Source organism: Pontibacter ummariensis, assembly GCF_900188175.1.
GTDB classification, from domain to species: Bacteria; Bacteroidota; Bacteroidia; order Cytophagales; family Hymenobacteraceae; genus Pontibacter; species Pontibacter ummariensis.
In genome coordinates this window covers 31229-49408 of sequence record NZ_FZOQ01000027.1, presented here as the reverse complement: position 1 = coordinate 49408, position 18180 = coordinate 31229, and the positions used below count along the sequence as shown (strand labels likewise).

General features: G+C 50.5%; 15 protein-coding genes. 10 read left to right on the top strand and 5 right to left on the bottom strand.

The window, feature by feature from the left end; translation table 11 throughout:
- Nucleotides 1-87: 87 nt before the first annotated feature.
- Both CHB92_RS21315 and CHB92_RS21310 read left to right on the top strand, forming a co-directional pair.
- Nucleotides 88-1176, top strand: a complete 1089-nt coding sequence (locus tag CHB92_RS21315) for a DUF3616 domain-containing protein (RefSeq protein ID WP_089321267.1) — start codon at nt 88-90, stop codon at nt 1174-1176.
- A 68-nt stretch (nt 1177-1244) separates the two neighbouring features.
- Nucleotides 1245-1688: a hypothetical protein gene (locus CHB92_RS21310; RefSeq protein ID WP_089321266.1), complete on the top strand. Its 444-nt coding sequence runs from the start codon at nt 1245-1247 to the stop codon at nt 1686-1688.
- 60 nt (nt 1689-1748) lie between these two features.
- On the opposite strand, the gene CHB92_RS21305 is transcribed toward CHB92_RS21310, so the two are convergent.
- From CHB92_RS21305 to CHB92_RS21290, 4 genes are all read right to left on the bottom strand, one after another.
- Nucleotides 1749-2066 carry a hypothetical protein gene (locus CHB92_RS21305; protein WP_089321265.1) on the bottom strand — a complete coding sequence of 106 codons (318 nt, stop codon included), beginning with the start codon at nt 2064-2066 and terminating at the stop codon, nt 1749-1751.
- A 66-nt stretch (nt 2067-2132) separates the two neighbouring features.
- Nucleotides 2133-3509, bottom strand: coding sequence for a lysophospholipid acyltransferase family protein (locus tag CHB92_RS21300; RefSeq protein ID WP_089321264.1), 1377 nt, complete (start codon nt 3507-3509; stop codon nt 2133-2135).
- A gap of 161 nt (nt 3510-3670) precedes the next feature.
- A complete protein-coding gene (locus tag CHB92_RS21295; RefSeq protein ID WP_089321263.1) occupies nt 3671-4072 on the bottom strand; it encodes a hypothetical protein in 402 nt (133 codons plus the stop codon).
- 283 nt (nt 4073-4355) lie between these two features.
- Nucleotides 4356-4574: a hypothetical protein gene (locus tag CHB92_RS21290; protein ID WP_089321262.1), complete on the bottom strand. Its 219-nt coding sequence runs from the start codon at nt 4572-4574 to the stop codon at nt 4356-4358.
- A gap of 265 nt (nt 4575-4839) precedes the next feature.
- Here CHB92_RS21290 and carB point away from each other — a divergent pair, with 265 nt between their 5' ends.
- From carB to CHB92_RS21260, 6 genes are all read left to right on the top strand, one after another.
- Nucleotides 4840-7653, top strand: a complete 2814-nt coding sequence (gene carB, locus CHB92_RS21285) for a carbamoyl-phosphate synthase large subunit (protein ID WP_089321261.1) — start codon at nt 4840-4842, stop codon at nt 7651-7653.
- Nucleotides 7654-7934: 281 nt separating this feature from the next.
- The gene (locus tag CHB92_RS21280) at nt 7935-8810 is read left to right on the top strand and encodes a hypothetical protein (protein WP_089321260.1); all 876 of its coding nucleotides are present in this window, start codon (nt 7935-7937) and stop codon (nt 8808-8810) included.
- A gap of 206 nt (nt 8811-9016) precedes the next feature.
- Nucleotides 9017-9310: a DUF4834 family protein gene (locus CHB92_RS21275; RefSeq protein WP_089321259.1), complete on the top strand. Its 294-nt coding sequence runs from the start codon at nt 9017-9019 to the stop codon at nt 9308-9310.
- A 42-nt stretch (nt 9311-9352) separates the two neighbouring features.
- Complete coding sequence (locus CHB92_RS21270) at nt 9353-11794, top strand: YfhO family protein (RefSeq protein WP_089321258.1); 2442 nt, start codon at nt 9353-9355, stop codon at nt 11792-11794.
- 77 nt (nt 11795-11871) lie between these two features.
- On the top strand, nt 11872-12771 hold the full coding sequence (locus CHB92_RS21265) for a 1-aminocyclopropane-1-carboxylate deaminase/D-cysteine desulfhydrase (protein ID WP_089321257.1): 900 nt from the start codon (nt 11872-11874) through the stop codon (nt 12769-12771).
- Between the two features lie 252 nt (nt 12772-13023).
- On the top strand, nt 13024-13659 hold the full coding sequence (locus tag CHB92_RS21260; protein WP_089321256.1) for a DUF4230 domain-containing protein: 636 nt from the start codon (nt 13024-13026) through the stop codon (nt 13657-13659).
- A 108-nt stretch (nt 13660-13767) separates the two neighbouring features.
- Here the strand turns inward: CHB92_RS21260 and CHB92_RS21255 are convergent, their stop codons facing one another.
- Nucleotides 13768-14250: a regulatory protein RecX gene (locus CHB92_RS21255; protein ID WP_089321297.1), complete on the bottom strand. Its 483-nt coding sequence runs from the start codon at nt 14248-14250 to the stop codon at nt 13768-13770.
- A 245-nt stretch (nt 14251-14495) separates the two neighbouring features.
- Here CHB92_RS21255 and CHB92_RS21250 point away from each other — a divergent pair, with 245 nt between their 5' ends.
- Both CHB92_RS21250 and CHB92_RS21245 read left to right on the top strand, forming a co-directional pair.
- Entirely contained in the window at nt 14496-15386 is an 891-nt protein-coding gene (locus tag CHB92_RS21250; RefSeq protein WP_245842782.1) for a DMT family transporter, read from the top strand.
- Nucleotides 15387-15523: 137 nt separating this feature from the next.
- Nucleotides 15524-18094 (top strand): DUF5686 and carboxypeptidase regulatory-like domain-containing protein, encoded by a 2571-nt coding sequence (locus CHB92_RS21245; protein WP_245842780.1) that lies wholly within the window; start codon nt 15524-15526, stop codon nt 18092-18094.
- Nucleotides 18095-18180: the final 86 nt, after the last annotated feature.

The following is an 18180-nucleotide window of genomic DNA, read 5'->3' as shown; positions in this document are numbered from 1 at the left end:
TATGCCCGGCCAACTTAAAGTGGTAACTTTAGGTAGGTAAATGCCTGTATTGGAGTTATTAATTGTACGCCATAAACATAAGCAGCCATGAGAAAGAACATAACCTTGCGTTTTGATCCGGAACTGAGTTTAAACCCTGAGGGGAAACACGTCCGGGACGGCTTATCTACTGTACTGCGGACAGGAAATGATTTATGGCTAAGCTGCGACGAGCGCCTGACAGTGGAGCGGCTCACCCGCTCTGATGATGGTTCCTTTGCCAAACACCGGTCATTTAACCTGGGCGACTACCTCGACTTACCGGCAAAGGACGGAGGCGAGATAGACATTGAGGGAATGGGGATAGCAAACAACTACCTCTGGATTGTGGGCTCACACAGTCTAAAGCGCAGAAAGCCCCGCCGGCATGATTCCGTTGCAAAGCAGATGAAACGCCTGTCCAAGGTAAAGTCTGACCCGAACCGCTACCTGCTGGCCCGCATTCCTATCCTGCAGGATGAGGAGACGGGGCATTACGTTATTTACAAATCATGTGAAGACCCAGACCGGCCGGGGCATACCTTGCGGGCGGCACAACTTAAGGGGGACACCACGAGCAGCGTACTAACGGATGTGCTACAGCACGACGAGCACGTGTCGCCTTTTATGCATATTCCAGGCAAAGACAATGGGTTTGACATAGAGGGGCTGGCTATCAGCGGTAGCCGTATTTTCATTGGCCTGCGTGGGCCTGTGCTCCGGGGATGGGCCATGGTGCTGGAGATAGAGACGGAGGAAGATGAGCAGGGCGTGCTGCACCTAAAGCAGGTTGCGGAGAACAGGCCTTACAAAAAGCATTTCCTAAACCTAAGGGGCAAGGGTGTCCGGGAGCTTCGGGTGTTTGGTGAGGACATCTACATTCTGGCAGGTCCTACTATGGATCTGGATGGCGTCATCGCCATTTATCGCTGGCCCGGTGCCATCAGCAAGAAGGGAGAGCAGATGGTGCACAACAACGAGCTGGAGCGCCTGTGCGAGGTGCCTCATGGCACAGGCGATAACTCAGGCAAAGACAAAGCGGAGGGGCTGACCACGTATGACGAGAAACACGTGCTGATCGTGTATGACAGCCCTACCGATGCACGAAAAGTAGGGGAAGATGCTGTGTTGGCTGACCTGATACAAGTTATCCCCTAAGTGCCTTCTGAAACCTTCTGTACCGGATACGGCTATACCTGAATAACATTTTGAAACAAAGTAAAACTATGAACAAGGTAATTAAAGCTCTAGCAGGCGGGTTGGCAGGCGCCTGCGCCGTGACCCTGGTACACGAAACAGTACGACGATTCACACCAAACGCACCCCGAATGGATATTCTGGGCATGCGCTCCATAGCCAAGTTAATGCGGGAGGCAGACGAGCAGCCGCCAAGCGACAGAGATGAGCTGCATACATGGGCATTGGTAGGTGATGTGCTGTCAAACTCCCTTTACTATAGTCTTGCTGGCACGGGTAAAGATGCCTGGTGGAAAGGATCTGTATTAGGTGCTGCTGCTGGTGCTGGTGCGGTTTTCTTACCTGGTCCACTAGGCTTGGGAGAGGAGCCAAGCAACAAAACCACCGAAACGCAGGCAATGGCTGTAGCTTATTATTTACTGGGAGGTTTAGTTGCCGCCGCAGTTGGCTATGCCCTGGGCGATGAGGAGTAAAAAGGCAAAAGCCGTTAGCGCAAGTAGCGTTAGCGGCTTTTGTTATGTTCTGGCAAATGCTTAGAACTCCTCTTCCTCGGTTTCCCGTATAGGGCCACCTGGATTCTCCTCACCAATTGGGTCCACTGGTCCTACATCCGGATCAAGCATCACAGGTGTATCCTGCTCTATGCCCCGATCCCGTAAATCGGTTCCCTGGTTATTTCTTAATTCATCCTCTTCCACGTCCCTATCAAGGCTTCCTTCATTAACCTCCCCGTCATAGGCTTCTTCTGAGTTTTCTATGTCCACGCCGGTGGTGTTTTCGCCTGAGCAGCTGACTAGCCCAAAGTTTACGAGCATAGCCCCTGACAGTATAAATGCATATGTTCTTTTCATGATTTTCCAGTTTAAGTTCGTACTATAGGTTCTTTTGTACGAGCGTATGCCTGAAATTGATCATTCCTAGGCCTTTGCATCCTTAAAGTTGTTTGGGGAGCCCTCTGTCTCCTGCAGGTAGTCTTGCCTGGCTTGCTCCAGTTGTGCGATGAGCTGTTGTCGCTGCTGGCGGAGCTTATTCACCACGTCCTGCCGCTTGAAGAACAGGCGGAGCAATAGCCAGTTATCCTGCGTTTTCTGCATAATGTTCCAGTACCCCAGCGTAAAGAAGCCGCTTAAGGGTAAGCTCAGGAAATATGTCAGCAGCCATGTCAGTGACAGGTCAAGCAGCTCTGCGGCAAGCCAGGCTTTCAGGAGATAGAACACAGGAAAGGTGAAAATGCCTGCGGTTAGCATGATGGGGGCATACCACTCCTCCTCTTGTGTGACGGCACGGGCGATTTTAGAGGGAATAAGATAGGGCAGGTAGTTGTGAAGCAAGCCATATAAGTACACAGGCAGGCCAAGTACCAGAAAGAGCAAAGACAGCAGACTCTGACGCAAAACTTCCTGCTTGCCTTTGCCCAATACGGCGTCCTGGAGGTGCAGGCGCTTTAGCTGCAAGCGGTAGTTGCTGAGGTCCCGCTTAAGAGCGGCCACCCGTTCCGGGGCTACCTGGCTGAAGTAGCTCACGCTGCGCACGATGGCCTTTGTTAGTAAAAAGTCCTGCTCCGGCAAACGTGCCGGAACTGTGGCTGCCAACTGCTCTTTGTAGATGCCCTCTACTTGCCTGGCCAGTTCGTCTTCTTCGTCGGTGGGGGTGTGGATGATGAGGCGCTCCAGCCGGTGGCGAATTTCTTCTGTCAGGGCAAGTACCGCTGCGGGCCCGTCTTGCCTGTACGCGGCGAGGTAATCCGCTACCTGTATGGGCTGCCCTACATTAATGAACACGTCGCTCCGAAAGCGGGTAGGGGCGGAGTAGTTTAAACCAACAGGTAAGATTTTAATGCCCAAAGCCTGGGGCGATTCTGCCTCAGCCCCCAGAGCGATACGTGCAGTGCCTGTCTTGATCTTGCGCAGGCGCCGCTGGTTAAAGCTGTTGCCTTCCGGAAAGATGAGCAAAGTCTTTTGCTGGTGTAGCGCCTGAAAGCTGGCGGCGAAGGCTTCCTCATTGCTGATAGCCTGTTCCGGATTGTCCTCGCGGCGGTGAATGGGGATCAGGTGCATCTGGCGCAGTATCCAGTTCTGAAGCTTAGAGCCAAATACAGTTCCTTTCGCTAAAAAGAACACCGGCTGGCGTAGCAGGGAGGCCGTTACAATTGGGTCCATAAACGTGTTCGGGTGATTCGACACGACCAGGAGAGGACCCTTATCCGGCATCAGAGCACGGTTATGCACCTCTAACTTTCTAAAGAAAACGAACAGCCCGGCTCTGTAAATTAGCTTCAGGACGGCGTACAGCATGTAGCGAGTTGTTTAGTGGCTTGTTTTACCTCCAATATAAGCAATTAGGACACGCTTCACGTGGTGTGCTGTAAGTAGCAGCGAGAGGACTTGTACTATCGAAATTAGAGTAAACAGGGAGGTTAACAATAAGGGACACAAGGGGCTTCCGCGCCTGGTACTCAGGCTTTCACTGATACAAGCCAATCGTAGGCGGAGGTTAGGTCTTCGAATACCTTTACTTCGAAAGGGATTTTACAAAAAGGGTTGCTCAGAAAGGTTTGTAACTGAGCGCCTGCTGCTTCGTTGAAGCAGTTGATATAAGCAAAGCGCTTGAGGGGGAGCTGGCAGAACTGCTTTGCGAACACATTTACTGTCCAATCAATGTCTTCCTGCGATATGGGAGGCAATAAGCGTCTGTCTGAAATGGCGAACTGTATGTTCTTCTGCTTTACGATGTAAGCAAAGCGAGCATGGGCATCGCGGTACTGCTGGCTGGTACATTTCCCGTACCACTGGCTTACCAGTACGCCTTGCTCTTCGTACAGCTCTGTGTGTAAGTATTCTGAGTGGAAGCAGACCATGTTAGCGCCCTTTTTTATTTAAATATATTTATTTGGAATTGACCATCAAAGCGTTTCCCTCAATATTTTAGCTGCTTTATTAGATAGGCTGTGGCGTTCCTACAGCTGCCCTGGCTGGGGAGGGGTTCGGTTATGGGTACGAAAGTTTGCCTTAAGTATTGGCAGAGGTACTGCCTAGTACAGGTTAGCGGCACTACTCCTGTACACGTTTTATGAGAGAGGGAAAAGGCAGAGAGCCACCCCACCGGCTCGTTTAAGCAGTGCGGCCCTGAATAAAAAGAGGCTATTTTGTTCTGAGTGAGTTCGCGTTGCTCCCGTCTAATTTGCGGGTTTGTTCTTCCGTCTTGGCTGCGGCGTTCCCTCCTGCTTCTTTTCCCTCATAGCCACACTCCAGTATGTCTTTTTCTTTTTTTAGCTTCCCTTCCAATGGCTCTGGCTGCCTGTCTGTCTTACGTTCTGTTTCTGCGCTCTTGTTAGAGGGAGTGCCCTTTGCTGTCTTCATCTTTCTGTCGTCTTGTTACCTTTCCGTTTACGCAAAGGCCTGGGATTGTTTTCCGGACAGGGTGCGGAAAGAAGTAAAAGTCCAATTAAACCAATGCGTTTATCTTATGTTGCAAAGCCTTGTTTTAGCCTGTTTTTAGGCTGCATTGCTGTAATGCTCTGTCTTTTAAGGTTTGCCGACCGAAAAAAAGAGGAGGGCAGGGCGCTTTTTCCTTGTACCCCCAAACATTTTGGGCTAACTTTGGGCAATTTATACATACCTAACCATGCCTAAAGACACCAGCATTAAATCTGTTCTCATCATTGGCTCAGGTCCTATTATTATCGGCCAGGCCTGTGAATTTGATTATTCCGGCTCCCAAGCCGCCCGCTCTCTCCGCGAAGAGGGAATTGAAGTTACGCTGATTAACTCTAACCCAGCCACCATTATGACGGACCCCGTTACGGCGGACAACGTGTACCTGAGGCCGCTGGAGAAGAAGTACATCATTGAGATTCTGGAGAAGCACAAGATTGATGCGGTGCTGCCTACAATGGGTGGACAGACAGCCCTTAACTTAGCCATTGACTGTGAGAAAGCAGGTATTTGGAAGAAGTATGGCGTTAATATTATAGGGGTTGACATTAAGGCGATTGAAACGACGGAGGACCGTGAGGAGTTCCGCCTGAAGATGCTGGAGCTAGGGGTGAACGTGTGTAAGGGCGAAACGGCTACTTCCTTTCTGGAGGGCAAGGAGATCGCACAGGAGATCGGCTTCCCGCTTGTGATCCGGCCTTCGTTTACGCTAGGAGGGTACGGTGGTGGCTTTGTGAACACCCCGGAGGAGTTTGATGCCGCCCTTACCCGCGGCCTGCACGCCTCACCTACGCACGAAGTACTGATTGAACAAAGCATTCTGGGTTGGAAAGAGTATGAGCTGGAGTTGCTGCGCGATAATATCGGCAACGTGATCATCATCTGCTCTATTGAGAACTTTGACCCAATGGGGGTCCACACTGGTGACTCAATTACGGTGGCACCAGCCATGACACTGCCGGACACTGTGTACCAGAAGATGCGTGACCTGGCAATCAAAATGATGAACGGGATTGGTCAGTTTGCCGGCGGCTGTAATGTGCAGTTCTCTGTGAACCCCGAAGATGATACCATCATTGCCATCGAGATTAACCCGCGTGTTTCCCGTTCCTCTGCCCTGGCCTCTAAAGCCACAGGTTATCCTATTGCCAAAGTGGCGGCTAAGCTGGCCATTGGCTATAACCTGGATGAGTTGAAAAACGCGATCACGAAAACAACATCAGCTTACTTTGAGCCGGCGCTGGACTATGTAATTGTGAAGATCCCTCGCTGGAACTTTGATAAGTTCCCGGGCGCAAATCGCAAACTGGGCTTGCAGATGAAATCTGTAGGTGAGGTAATGGGTATTGGCCGCACGTTCCAAGAAGCGCTGCAGAAGGCTTGCCAGAGCCTGGAGATCAAGCGAAATGGTATAGGGGCCGATGGTAAAGAGATCACCGACTATAACAAGTTGATTGACAGCCTGCAAAACCCAAGCTGGAACCGCCTGTTCAGCATTAAGGATGCCATGCGCATCGGTATCCCGACCAGCACGATTCAAAATCTTACGAAGATAGACCCTTGGTTCCTGGCACAGATCGAGGAGCTGGACGCGATGGAGAAGGAGATAGAAAAGTATTCCCTGGCTACCATCCCTACAGAGTTACTGCGTGAGGCGAAGGTGAAAGGCTACGCCGACCGTCAGATAGCGCACCTGTTACGCTGCAAGGAAAGTGAAGTATTTAACGTGCGCCAGGAACTGGGCATTAAGCGGGTGTACAAAATGGTGGATACCTGCGCTGCGGAGTTCGAGGCCAACACCCCTTACTACTACAGTACCTTTGATGGTGAGAACGAAAGCATCGTAACCGACAAGAAAAAGGTCGTAGTGCTGGGCTCTGGTCCAAACCGCATCGGGCAGGGTATTGAGTTCGATTACAGCTGTGTGCACGGTGTGCTGGCGGCGAAAGAGAGCGGTTACGAAACCATCATGATCAACTGTAACCCGGAGACGGTTTCTACAGACTTCGATATCTCTGATAAGCTGTATTTTGAGCCGGTGTTCTGGGAGCATATCTACGAGATCATCCTGCACGAGAAGCCAGAGGGCGTAATCGTGCAGCTGGGTGGCCAGACGGCACTGAAGCTGGCGGAAAAGCTGGACCGTTACGGCATTAAGGTGCTGGGCACCAGCTACAAGGCGCTTGACTTGGCAGAGGATCGTGGTTCTTTCTCTTCCTTGCTGCGCGACCTGGATATTCCGTACCCTCCCTTCGCGGTAATCGAGACGGCGGAAGAGGCCCTGGCGCTGAGCAAGGAGCTGAAGTTCCCACTGTTGGTGCGTCCGAGCTACGTATTGGGAGGCCAGAACATGAAGATCGTGATCAACGAGAAGGAGCTGGAGGCCCACGTGATTGACCTGCTGAAAGACCACCCAGGCAACAAGGTGCTGCTAGACCACTTCCTGGACAATGCCATAGAGGCGGAGGCCGATGCGATTAGTGATGGCGAAGATGTGCATATCTGCGGTATCATGGAGCATATTGAGCCAGCCGGTATCCACTCCGGAGACTCTTATGCCGTGCTGCCACCATTTGACCTGAGCGAGAACGTATTGAACCAAATCGAGGACTATACCAAGCGTATCGCTGTGGCGCTGGAAACGGTAGGTGTGATCAACATTCAGTTCGCTATTAAAAATGAGGTGGTGTACGTAATCGAGGCCAACCCACGTGCCTCTCGTACCTTCCCGTTCATAGCAAAGGCATACCGTGAGCCGTACATCAACTATGCTACTAAAATTATGCTGGGTAAGAAGAAGGTGAAGGACTTTACCTTTAACCCGCATAAGCAAGGGTACGCCATCAAGGTGCCGGTGTTCTCTTATAACAAGTTCCCGGAAGTGAACAAAGAGCTCGGCCCTGAGATGAAGTCAACAGGAGAGGCGATCTACTTTATTGACGACCTGCAGGATGACTACTTCACGCAGGTATATTCGGAAAGGAACCTGTACCTGAGCAAGTAAATTTCTAAAGCCCCTCCAGCCTCGGAGGGGCTTTTTGTTTTATAGGCGTTGATGCAATTGCTTTCGCTTCGGTTCGTTTACTCTTAGTTGCAGGCGAGCGAAGAATTTAGTGAGGGTTTTGTAAGAGAGAGCCTTATTTCTGTAGTTTTACGCCGAAAAGTAAATGGTTCGGAAGGAGTTCAAGAGCTTCTTTTCCCGGACCTTCTTTTTAAAGTTTTGTAAATGATTCTTAAAGTCAGGCTATGCGTCTTTCTGTTGTTTTAACGTCTAGAGTTTGGTTATTGGTACTATTTGTGTCCGTCGTGGGTTGTACGGCTCCCAGAGCGGTCATAAACTCGGGAAAAGTAACGGCACCGGGTAGGTTTAAGGCTGGGGTTAACTTTGGGGGCAACATTGCCACAGAGCCAATCGGCCAGTTAGACGATATTGCCAAATCCGCCGTAGACGCCATCGCCAAGAGAGACTCCGTTTATTATGATGATGAAGTAGAGGCCGCCACCAAAGGCCTGCTAGCCTATGCCCTGGACCCGGTAGGGCCTACTTTCGATTTCTACATTCGCTATGGAGTGGCAAGGCGGGTGGATGTGGGCTATAAGTATGCCTCTGGCGTGCACGTTTTTGATGCCCAGTACCAGTTCTTGGGGCCTACCGGCACACCGGAGAACCCCGGTGAAGGGGACTGGTACGGAAGCGTGGGCCTGCAGTATGCCGGTCAGAGCTCAGAGTGGATCGACAACCTGTTCCTGGATAAGTTGCAGCCCTTGCTGCAGTTCACGGCAAAGCGCCGGGACTATACGGTGCCGCTTATCTTCACGAAGTCATTTGGAGTGGAGGAGCAAGCGGGCAGCGTTTCCTTCGGTGCCGTTTACAACCGTACCTCCATTGAGTACGGCTTTGAACCCGGAAAGCTCTTTGAGCGCTATGGAGGAGAAGTAGAGGAAGTGAATCCCCTGATGGAGGAGAACGGCTTTTCTTCATACGGGGTATTTGCCAATGCCCGTGTTGGCTTTAAGTTCCTCTATGTGGTGCCTGCCCTTACGGTTTACTACCAGAATTACGGTGACTATAAACTCCTGAACAACGCCTCTTATAGCTTCTCTGGTTTAACCTTTATCCCTTCTATTGGCCTGGAGGCAAGGTTTGGAAAGGGGAGGTAGACAAGCTGTACTTCAGCAGGCGTGAAGGTGTGATCGGGTAGCTTTGCCGGAACTAGCGGTTCCGGCCTGCATTTCCGCACTATACTTCTTATCTTTGCAAGAGCCTGGTTAAAAGGGCCTACAACAAAACTTTGGCAAAGGAGTTGTATAGGAATACAGGTACTGTTCTTGCAGTATCATAGTATCTTAAGAAAGAAAGCAGCATCATGATCAAGTTCATATTCACCACTTTACTTATAATTTTCTTCATCCGCATGGTAGCCCCGGTGCTGTTCAGGTGGCTGTTAGGCCTTTTTGTGAAAAAGAGCCTGCGCAACGGTACCTTCTTTTACTCAAACATGCACCAGCAGCGGCGCCAGCCTCAGAACCCCTATAACAATAGCGGAAGCCAGAGCAATGGCAAAACAAGAGGCAACGTGAAGATCGACTATATCCCAGAGCAGCCAGACCGGAAGGAATTCAATGGCGGCGAGTACGTCGATTATGAAGAAGTAAAATAAAACTCCTAACTTTCAACCTTATGTTCCGAGGTACTGAAAGATATGACAACACCCTTTAGTTTTAAGCGTGATGTGCTGCCGCATATCATCGCTGTTCTGGTTTTCCTGCTTTTAGTAGCAGTGTATTTCTCGCCGGTTATATTCGAAGGAAAAGCCCCTGCCCAACATGACCTTCTGCAATTTAGGGGCATGGCTAAAGAAATACAGGATTACCGTGCGGCTACCGGAGAAGAGGCGCTCTGGACAAATTCTATGTTCGGCGGGATGCCTTCTTACCTCATCAACACCCGTTTCCCTGGTGATTGGTCAGGTGTTATTCATACAGTCCTCACTTTCAGTCTGCCATCCTTAGCAAGTAATATCTTTGTTACGCTGCTGTGCGCTTACATTCTGTTTGTTGCCATGGGCATGAGCTCCTGGCTGGCCATTGCTGGGGCCATCGCCTTCTCCTTTACCTCTTACAACATCATTATCCTGGAGGCAGGCCACAACACCAAGTCGCTTACCATCGCTTACATACCGATGGTGCTCGCAGGCCTTATTTATGCCCTGCGCAAGAACCTGTGGATAGGAGCGGCATTGTTTGCCTTGGGCTTAACAATGAACCTGCACTTCAATCACCTGCAGATGACCTATTACTTGCTGCTGTTGGTGATCGTGTTTGGCATTGTGGAAATCATCTACGCCGTAAAGCATGGCACTTTTGCAGCACTGCTGAAGCGTGGGTTAGTGCTGTTAGTGGCAGCCGTGCTGGCAGTGGGCGTGAACTTCGGGAGGTTGTACACCACGGCAGAGTACAGTGAGTACAGCATCCGGGGGAAGTCTGAACTAACGCAGGAAGACGAAAGCCCTGATACTGGCCTGGACAGAGAGTACGCTTTTAACTGGAGTTATGGCATCGGCGAAACGATCACTTTGCTGATCCCGGACTTTTACGGGGGAAGCAGCAGTGCCTCTCTGGAGACGGACTCAGAAACCTACCAGGCCTTTACGCGCATGGGCGTTCCTCCTGTGCAAGCCGAACAGATCGTAGAGCAGGGTCTACCCCTGTATTGGGGGCCGCAGCCGATGACGAGTGGCCCTGTGTACGTCGGCGCCATCGTAGTTTTCCTGTTTGTACTGGGCATGTTCATCGTAGACCGCCGCTGGACGAGCTGGCTGGTAGCCGGTACCGTTCTGTCTATCGTGCTGGCTTGGGGTAAGAATTTTGAGGCGTTTAACTACTTCATGTTCGATTACTTTCCGCTCTATAACAAGTTCCGGGCAGTCTCCTCGGCGCTGGTGATCGCACAGATTACCATGCCTTTCCTAGCCATCCTGGCGCTCTGGAAGCTATTGCGCGAAAAAGAGCAGATCAAGGAACTGGACAAGAAACTCCTGATATCCGCAGGTATTACAGGAGGCATTTGTTTGCTGGCCTGGTTGTTTGCCGGCACGTTTAGTTATACCTCTTTAACCGACCAGCAACTGATACAGGCGCAGTTCCCGATTGATGCCATTCGTGCTGACCGGGAGAGCATGCTTCGCTCCGACGCTTTTCGTTCGCTCGTCTTTATTGTGCTGGCTGCCGGCTTACTGTACCTGTACTTAAAGCAAAAAGTGTCTGCCAACATAGCCATAGCCGGTATGGGTGTGCTGATACTGGTAGACCTTTGGGCCGTAGACAAGCGCTACCTGAAAGATGCCGACTTTAAACCGGAGGTAGTAGCGAACTTCTTCCAGCCAACCCAGGTGGACCAACTGATCTTACAGGATAAAGACCTGAGCTACCGGGTAATTTACCTGCCGAACCCGTTTAACGATGCCCGTACTTCCTACTTCCATAAGTCGGTTGGCGGGTATCATGGAGCCAAGCTGCGCCGTTACCAGGACGTAATAGACCGCCATCTCTCGCAGAACAACCTGGAGGTGCTGCGCATGCTCAACACGCGTTATGCTATCACTGGCGATCAGCAACAGCCAGTGCAACGGGTACCGGGGGCACTGGGCAATGCCTGGTTCGTGGAAGAAGTACAGGCAGTACAGTCGCCGGATGAGGAGCTGGATGCCCTGACCATGTTTGATGCAGGCAGCACAGCTGTGGTAGACGTAACAAAGTTTCCAATTGAGCAGCGGGAGTTTGCTGTAGACAGCACCAATATGATTGAACTGGTGGAGTATGAGCCGAATTACCTGAAGTATACCTACGAGGCAGCAGAAGAGGGTTTGGTGGTTTTCTCTGAAGTGTATTACGCCGCTGGCTGGCAGGCTTACCTGGACGGAGAGCCGGTGGATCACATCAGGGCCAATTATATCCTACGGGCGATGCAGGTGCCGGCGGGGGAGCATACCATCGAATTCCGGTTTGCTCCAAAGGCATATACGATCGGTAATACTGTCTCCCTCATATCCTCTATCCTGCTTTTAGTAGTTGTGGTGGGGGCCATTGCTTACGGGGTCAGGAAAAAGCCAAGCGAAGAAGAACCAATCGTGAAACAGGTATAAAGCAAAAGCTAACAGCTCATCATTCAATAAAGCAAAAAGAAGCCTCAGCAAAAGCTGGGGCTTCTTTTTAACATACTATGGAAGCTCCCTTACAAAGGATACAGGACACGCTGCTGCAGGAGCATAGTGTAACGCTATGGATAAAGCGGGAGGACCTGCTGCACCCGCACATTTCAGGCAATAAGTGGCGTAAGCTGAAGTATAACCTACAGGAAGCAAAGCACCTTCAGAAAGATACCCTGCTAACTTTTGGGGGTGCCTATTCCAATCATATCGCGGCCACGGCTGCCGCGGGAAAAGAGTTCGGGTTTAAAACAGTTGGCCTGATCAGGGGAGAGGAGCATTTACCCCTTAACCCTACCCTTCACTTTGCAACTTCCTGTGGCATGGAGTTACGCTACCTGAACCGGGAGCAGTACAGGCACAAGCAGGATCCGGCGTTTTCAAAGAGGCTGTCAGCACAGTTTGGAGAGCCTTATATGCTACCCGAGGGCGGCACAAACAGTTTGGCAGTAAAAGGCTGTACAGAAATCGTCACAGACGTTGCAGTTGACTACGACTACATCTGTTGCGCTTCCGGGACAGGCGGGACACTGGCGGGTATTGTAGCGGGTCTGGATGGGGAAAAGCAGGTGCTCGGCTTCCCGGCACTAAAAGGAGGTGCGTTTTTGCAAGAGGAAACAGCACAGCTCATAATCTCCTATAATGGCAAACAGTACAACAATTGGCAGCTCATTACAGACTATCATTTTGGGGGCTACGCAAAGGTAAAGCCCGAGCTGTTGGAGTTCATGCAGCAATTTCAGAAACAGCACGGTATTCCACTGGAACCGGTTTATACAGGCAAAATGCTGTTTGGCCTTTACGATCTTATCAGGCGCGGTTATTTCCCGCCTAACAGTAACGTCATCGCCGTTCATACAGGAGGCCTGCAGGGCAATGCTGGGTTTAAAGAACGCTTAGGCGTGGAGGTGTAGCAGGTAAATTTTAAAGCTTTAAAAGGCCTAGCACTGCCTTTGCTAGAATGGCTTTACAACTGGTATAACTATTGTTATTCTTTTAAAGCCCAGTACCCCTTTGCAGGAGCAGAACGCGTAAGGGCACGTTGCCAAACGAACAAAGTTCATTGCAAGGGTACAGGGTATTGTAACTTATTGAGCCCGATGCTTGTTGAGGTAGCATACTACAAGTATGAAAACTCTAATATCTAGCAATACTCCTTTAAGCTAATGCCTCTACTCCGACTTTTTTTTAGGCTTGTTCCCTGGATCATTATTCTGGCGGCAGGCATCTTCTTTTGGCGCACATATGATGATTGGTTTAAAAAGCCGGAGGAGGAGAAAGTGCCGGAAGTGGTGCTGAACTATAATACGGTTCTAACCTCTGTGGAGGACTTGGGACGGATGGAGTTGGTGCGGTATAATTTTAAAGACGTAGTGGAGTACGAGAAGAACGTTTCGCGCTGGATCCCAAATTCTAAAATTGTTCTGATCGTATCGGGAGAGGCAGTAGGGTGTGTGGATTTTTCGAAAGTAAGCCCTTCCGATATTCAAATTCAGGGGGACTCTGTTGTACAGGTAGCTTTGCCAGAGCCCGAGATATGCTACTATAAAGTAGATCACAGCAAATCTAAAGTGTTCTCTAAGGAAAACACCTATTTTCAGGATGCGGAGCTAGTGGAGGAAAGCTTTCAGTACGCTGAGCAAAACGTAAAGAAGGCTGCCCTGAACTCTGGTATTCTGCGCCAAACGCAGGTGAACGCTGAGAAGGTGCTTAAGCCTATGCTCGAGGAGATCACTGGCCGTCGTGTTGTGCTGGTACCACAGCGGAAAATCCAGAACCCCGAACTGCCGCCAAAGCGTTAATGCTAGACAAAGGAGGAAGATAAAAGACAAAGGAATGGACATTTAGAGCTTCCTTTTTTATACTTATGGCGAGCCTTTCATCCATTCTCTAACTGTCTTTTGTCTGTGTTATGACTCCAGCCCCTTCAAAGCGTCCTGAATGAGATCATTCTCATAGCCCTTGCTCATCAGGTAGTAGCTTAATTTTTGGCGGCGCAGGAAAGGATTTTTTTCCTTTTCGGAAGCATCTTTCTTCTCTAGTAGCTGTAGCAGGTTTTGCTCATAGGCCTCCGGGTCAATTTCCTTCATGCCTTGCTTGATGCAGTAGTCCGAGATGCCCTTGCTTTTAAGCCCCTGCATGATCTTGCGGCGGCCCCACTTTTTCAGGCCATACTTACCCCGTACATAAGACTGGGCATAGCGCTCTTCGTCGATTAGCTTCTCCTGGCTCAGGCGCACGATCAGCTCTTCCACGTCATCAGGCTCCAGGCCATAAGAGTACAGCTTATCGCGCACCTCCTGCTGCGTGCGGTCCTGGTAGGCACAATAAGCAGCCGCTTTTATCAAAGCTTCCTTCGGGGTATAAGACTTCTGTTTTTTCTGTCGCTCCAACATATACTGTTCGTTTCTCTACTGTAGACACTACGCAGCAGTGGTGAGTTCTGCCTTGCACAGGGTATAAAAATAAGCAAGGAAAGAGGGAAAGAAGGCCTGTTTACACGCTTTTTCGCCGCTGGTTTTCTGCGCTAGCCTTGCCTGAAGTAACTCTTCCCCGCCCCCCGCTTCAACCTAATCTCTAAATTACTTCTTTCCTACGGCATAAAGCCGGACCTTTGTAGTGAAAACAATTTGAGCTTATGTTATCAAAAGGGGTAAAGTACATGCTGCTCTCGACGCTCTTCTTCTCGTTGATGCAGGTGTGCGTGAAGTTGGTGCCACACATTCCGGCTACGGAGGTAATCGTGTTTCGCTCTGTAATTTCACTGGTCATGAGCTATGCTTTCCTGCGCAGAGCGAGTGTGAGCGTGTGGGGGAATAACCGGAAGTGGCTGTTGGCGCGCGGGGCTTTTGGGGCCGTGGCGCTTGTCCTGTTCTTCAATACCCTGCAAAATATTCCGCTGGCTACGGCAGCCACGGTGCAATATATGTCTCCAATCTTTACCACGATCCTGGGAATCTTTGTCGTAAAAGAGCGGGTCAAGCCCTGGCAATGGGTCTTTTTTCTGCTGTCTTTTGCCGGCATATTAGTCATAGAGGGAGTGGAGACAAACGTCGATACCTTTTACCTGTGGATAGGCGTGCTGAGTTCTGTCTTTACAGGCGTGGCCTATACCATTGTCCGGAAGCTTAACACCAAAGAGCACCCCTTGGTTATTATCTTCTATTTTCCGCTTGTTACCCTGCCCGTGGTAGGAGTTTACTCCCTGTTCCATTGGGTGCAGCCGGAAGGGTGGGACTGGGCTATTCTGCTGTTGGTAGGTATACTCACACAGCTTGGGCAGTACTACATGACTCTGTCGTACCAGGCAGAGGAGATTTCGAAGGTGGCTAACCTTACGTACATTGGTATTGTCTACGCCCTGTTGTTTGGGTATTTCATGTTTGGAGAGGTATTCGACATCTGGACATATACCGGAATGGCCTTGGTGCTGGTGGGAGTAATTTTAAATGTACGCTATAAGAACAGACTGATGAAGAAGGCCGCCGCAGCCAGGGCCGCAGTGCCTGTTGAGAAAGCCGGTAAGTAATAGCAAAATTACTATCTTGTATAAATGCCTCAGCATTAAACGTTTTGTGCTGCTTTATGCGTTAGTCTGGTATGTTACCAATATTCTTTAGCCAAAGAACACGCTCTCACCTGCGTCTTTGTTCCTTGCTCACCTTGTTGCTCCTCCTCCCTCTGCTTTCTGTGGCAGGTGTCGTGCGTGGGCGTATCACGGATGAAAACGGAAAGGGCTTGCCTTTTGCCAGCATTTACATCAAGGAGACTGCCAGTGGTACAGCCTCTAATGAGGAGGGGTTTTACCAATTGCAGCTTAGCCCCGGCACTTATACCCTGGAGTTTAAGTATGTGGGTTACCGTGCCAGCACAAAGACGGTTACGGTAGAGGAGGGAGTACAGGAACTGGATGTGCAGCTACAGCCAGAGGTACTGAAGCTAAATGAGGTAGTCGTGCGTGCGGCCGATGAAGACCCTGCTTATGCCATTATGCGGAATGCCATCCGGCTGCGCAAGTACCATCAAAACGAAGCAAAGGCCTGGAGTGCCCGTGTATACATGAAAGGGGTGTACCGCCTGGATAAAGTACCCCCAAAAGTACTAGGTATACGGGTAGTGGACGTGGATACGGGCATCGTGTACCTATCAGAGTCGGTATCGGAACTGCACTTTAAGCGACCGAACAAGATAAACGAACGCATTATTTCGAGTAAGGTAAGCGGCCAGAAAAAGGGCTTTAGCTTTAACCAGGCCTCTGAAATGAACATCAGCTTTTATGATAACCTACTGAAGGTGGAGGGGCTGAGTGAGCGGGGCTTTGTGTCCCCTCTGGCTGGCAACGCCCTTTTCTTTTACCGCTTTGAGTACCAGGGCGCTTTTGAGGAGAACGGGCGTACGGTCAACAAGATCAAGGTAATCCCCCGCCGGAAGAATGATCCTGTGTTCTCTGGCTACATTTACATTGTGGATAATTCCTGGCGTATTCACAGCACGGACCTGCGGCTATCGAAAAGTGCGGGTATTGAGTTTGTGGATTGGATACGTGTACGACAGGTATATGAGCCGGTGGCTGGTCACGTATGGCTGCCCGTGTCACAAAAGTTTAGCTTCGAGGCCGAGGGGCTCGGTTTTAAGGGAGGCGGCTATGCGATGGGGGTGTACTCTAACTACAAAGTGCAGCCCGCCTATGCCAGGCCTCCTAAACTAGTGGAAATAGAGCCGGAGCCGGAAGAGAGGGAGAAGGCTATGGCAGTAGCAGCGAAGCCTTCCCGAAAGCCTAAAGTGGAATTGGTGGAGCCGGAGGAAATAGCACCGGAAGAGGAAAAGCCTATTCACGACGACAAACTGTTTAGTAAGGAGATTCTGGTGGTGGATGCCGAGGCCAACACGCGCGACTCGGCTTACTGGGCCTCGGTAAGGCCTGTGCCCCTCACACAAGAGGAAGTGGCAGATTATCACCTGAAAGATAGCCTGGAGGTAATCAAGAGCTCGCGGGTTTACCAGGACTCGGTGGACCGGGTGCGAAATAAACCCTCTATCGGTAATTTCTTGCTCGGGGGCTACACCTACTCCAATACTTATCAGAAAAGGTTCTTCCACTTCGATCCAATCCTGAATTTACGAGGCGGTCCCAGTGTTCTGCAGTTTAATACCGTAGAGGGCGTGGTGGCCGACGTGCGGGTGGACTACATCCAACGGTTCGAAGACAGGCGCTATTATGTCATCGAGCCAGCGGTGCGGTATGGTTTTTCCAACGAAAAGCTCAATGCGAAGCTAAAGCTAAGTTATAGCTATGATCCTTTTAAGAACAGCAGGATCTCGGTAGAGGGCGGGCGTTATGTCTACCAGATCAACAACCTGGATCCCATCTCTCCTTTTGTGAATACCGCTTATACCTTGTTGGGAGGGTACAACTTCATGAAGCTGTATCAGCGGGACTTTGCAAGCCTTAGTTACCGGAGCGAGCCCTGGAATGACCTGGTGTTGAATGCCGGCGTGGATTATGCCCACCGTATGCCATTAGACAATACCAACCTCTTTACTTTCCGTGATCGGGAGGATGAGGAAAGCCGCTTTACCTCTAATGTGCCAGTCAATGCTGAACTGAAAGATGCCGCTTTCGCTCAGCATGAGGCCCTGACCTTAACGGCAGCCCTTAGCTTTAAGCCGGGGCAACGTTACATTACCCGCCCGGATGATAAAATAAACCTTGGCTCTAAATACCCAACTTTTACGCTGAGTTACCGCGGGGGAGTAAAGGCCTTAGGGGGAGACGTACAGTATAGTACAGCCGGGCTGAGTATAGGCGACGAGGTAAGCATGGGGCTGCTGGGGCGTAGCAAGTATAGCGTACTGGGTGCTTTATGGTGGGGCAAGGAGAACATGCGGCTGATGGACTATAAGCACTTTAATGGCAACCGGACGTTGTTTGCCGGTGTGTATGAGGGCTTTCAGCTACTGGATTACTACCGCTACAGCACCAACAACCGATACCTGGAGGCGCACTACGAGCATCATTTCAATGGCTTCCTGTTTAACAAGGTGCCCCTGTTTAGGCGCTTAAAGTGGCAGGAGGTTGTGAGTCTGAATTACCTGCACACGGTGGAGTCGCGGAACTACCTGGAGCTGGGCCTGGGGATAGAACACATCTTTAAAGTGATCCGGGTTGATTTTGTTACCTCTTTCCAGGAAGGCAATAAGGCAAGAACAGGATTTACAGTTGGGCTAGGCTTCTAAAAACCGCTAATTCTTTTCAGAGAGTTAAACGGTATGCAGCCTGTGCTCCAGCCAGTACAATTTAGAGGTTAGCCCGGTAGAACCTG

What these genes read in the sequence shown, in the direction of transcription:
- CHB92_RS21300 (WP_089321264.1), bottom strand. Translation starts at nt 3,509, where the DNA reads ATGCTGTACGCCGTCCTGAAGCTAATTTACAGAGCCGGGCTGTTCGTT.
- CHB92_RS21305 (WP_089321265.1), bottom strand. Translation starts at nt 2,066, where the DNA reads ATGAAAAGAACATATGCATTTATACTGTCAGGGGCTATGCTCGTAAAC.
- CHB92_RS21250 (WP_245842782.1), top strand. Translation starts at nt 14,496, where the DNA reads ATGTTATCAAAAGGGGTAAAGTACATGCTGCTCTCGACGCTCTTCTTC.
- CHB92_RS21260 (WP_089321256.1), top strand. Translation starts at nt 13,024, where the DNA reads ATGCCTCTACTCCGACTTTTTTTTAGGCTTGTTCCCTGGATCATTATT.
- CHB92_RS21295 (WP_089321263.1), bottom strand. Translation starts at nt 4,072, where the DNA reads ATGGTCTGCTTCCACTCAGAATACTTACACACAGAGCTGTACGAAGAG.
- CHB92_RS21310 (WP_089321266.1), top strand. Translation starts at nt 1,245, where the DNA reads ATGAACAAGGTAATTAAAGCTCTAGCAGGCGGGTTGGCAGGCGCCTGC.
- CHB92_RS21275 (WP_089321259.1), top strand. Translation starts at nt 9,017, where the DNA reads ATGATCAAGTTCATATTCACCACTTTACTTATAATTTTCTTCATCCGC.
- CHB92_RS21290 (WP_089321262.1), bottom strand. Translation starts at nt 4,574, where the DNA reads ATGAAGACAGCAAAGGGCACTCCCTCTAACAAGAGCGCAGAAACAGAA.
- CHB92_RS21265 (WP_089321257.1), top strand. Translation starts at nt 11,872, where the DNA reads ATGGAAGCTCCCTTACAAAGGATACAGGACACGCTGCTGCAGGAGCAT.
- CHB92_RS21315 (WP_089321267.1), top strand. Translation starts at nt 88, where the DNA reads ATGAGAAAGAACATAACCTTGCGTTTTGATCCGGAACTGAGTTTAAAC.
- carB (WP_089321261.1), top strand. Translation starts at nt 4,840, where the DNA reads ATGCCTAAAGACACCAGCATTAAATCTGTTCTCATCATTGGCTCAGGT.
- CHB92_RS21270 (WP_089321258.1), top strand. Translation starts at nt 9,353, where the DNA reads ATGACAACACCCTTTAGTTTTAAGCGTGATGTGCTGCCGCATATCATC.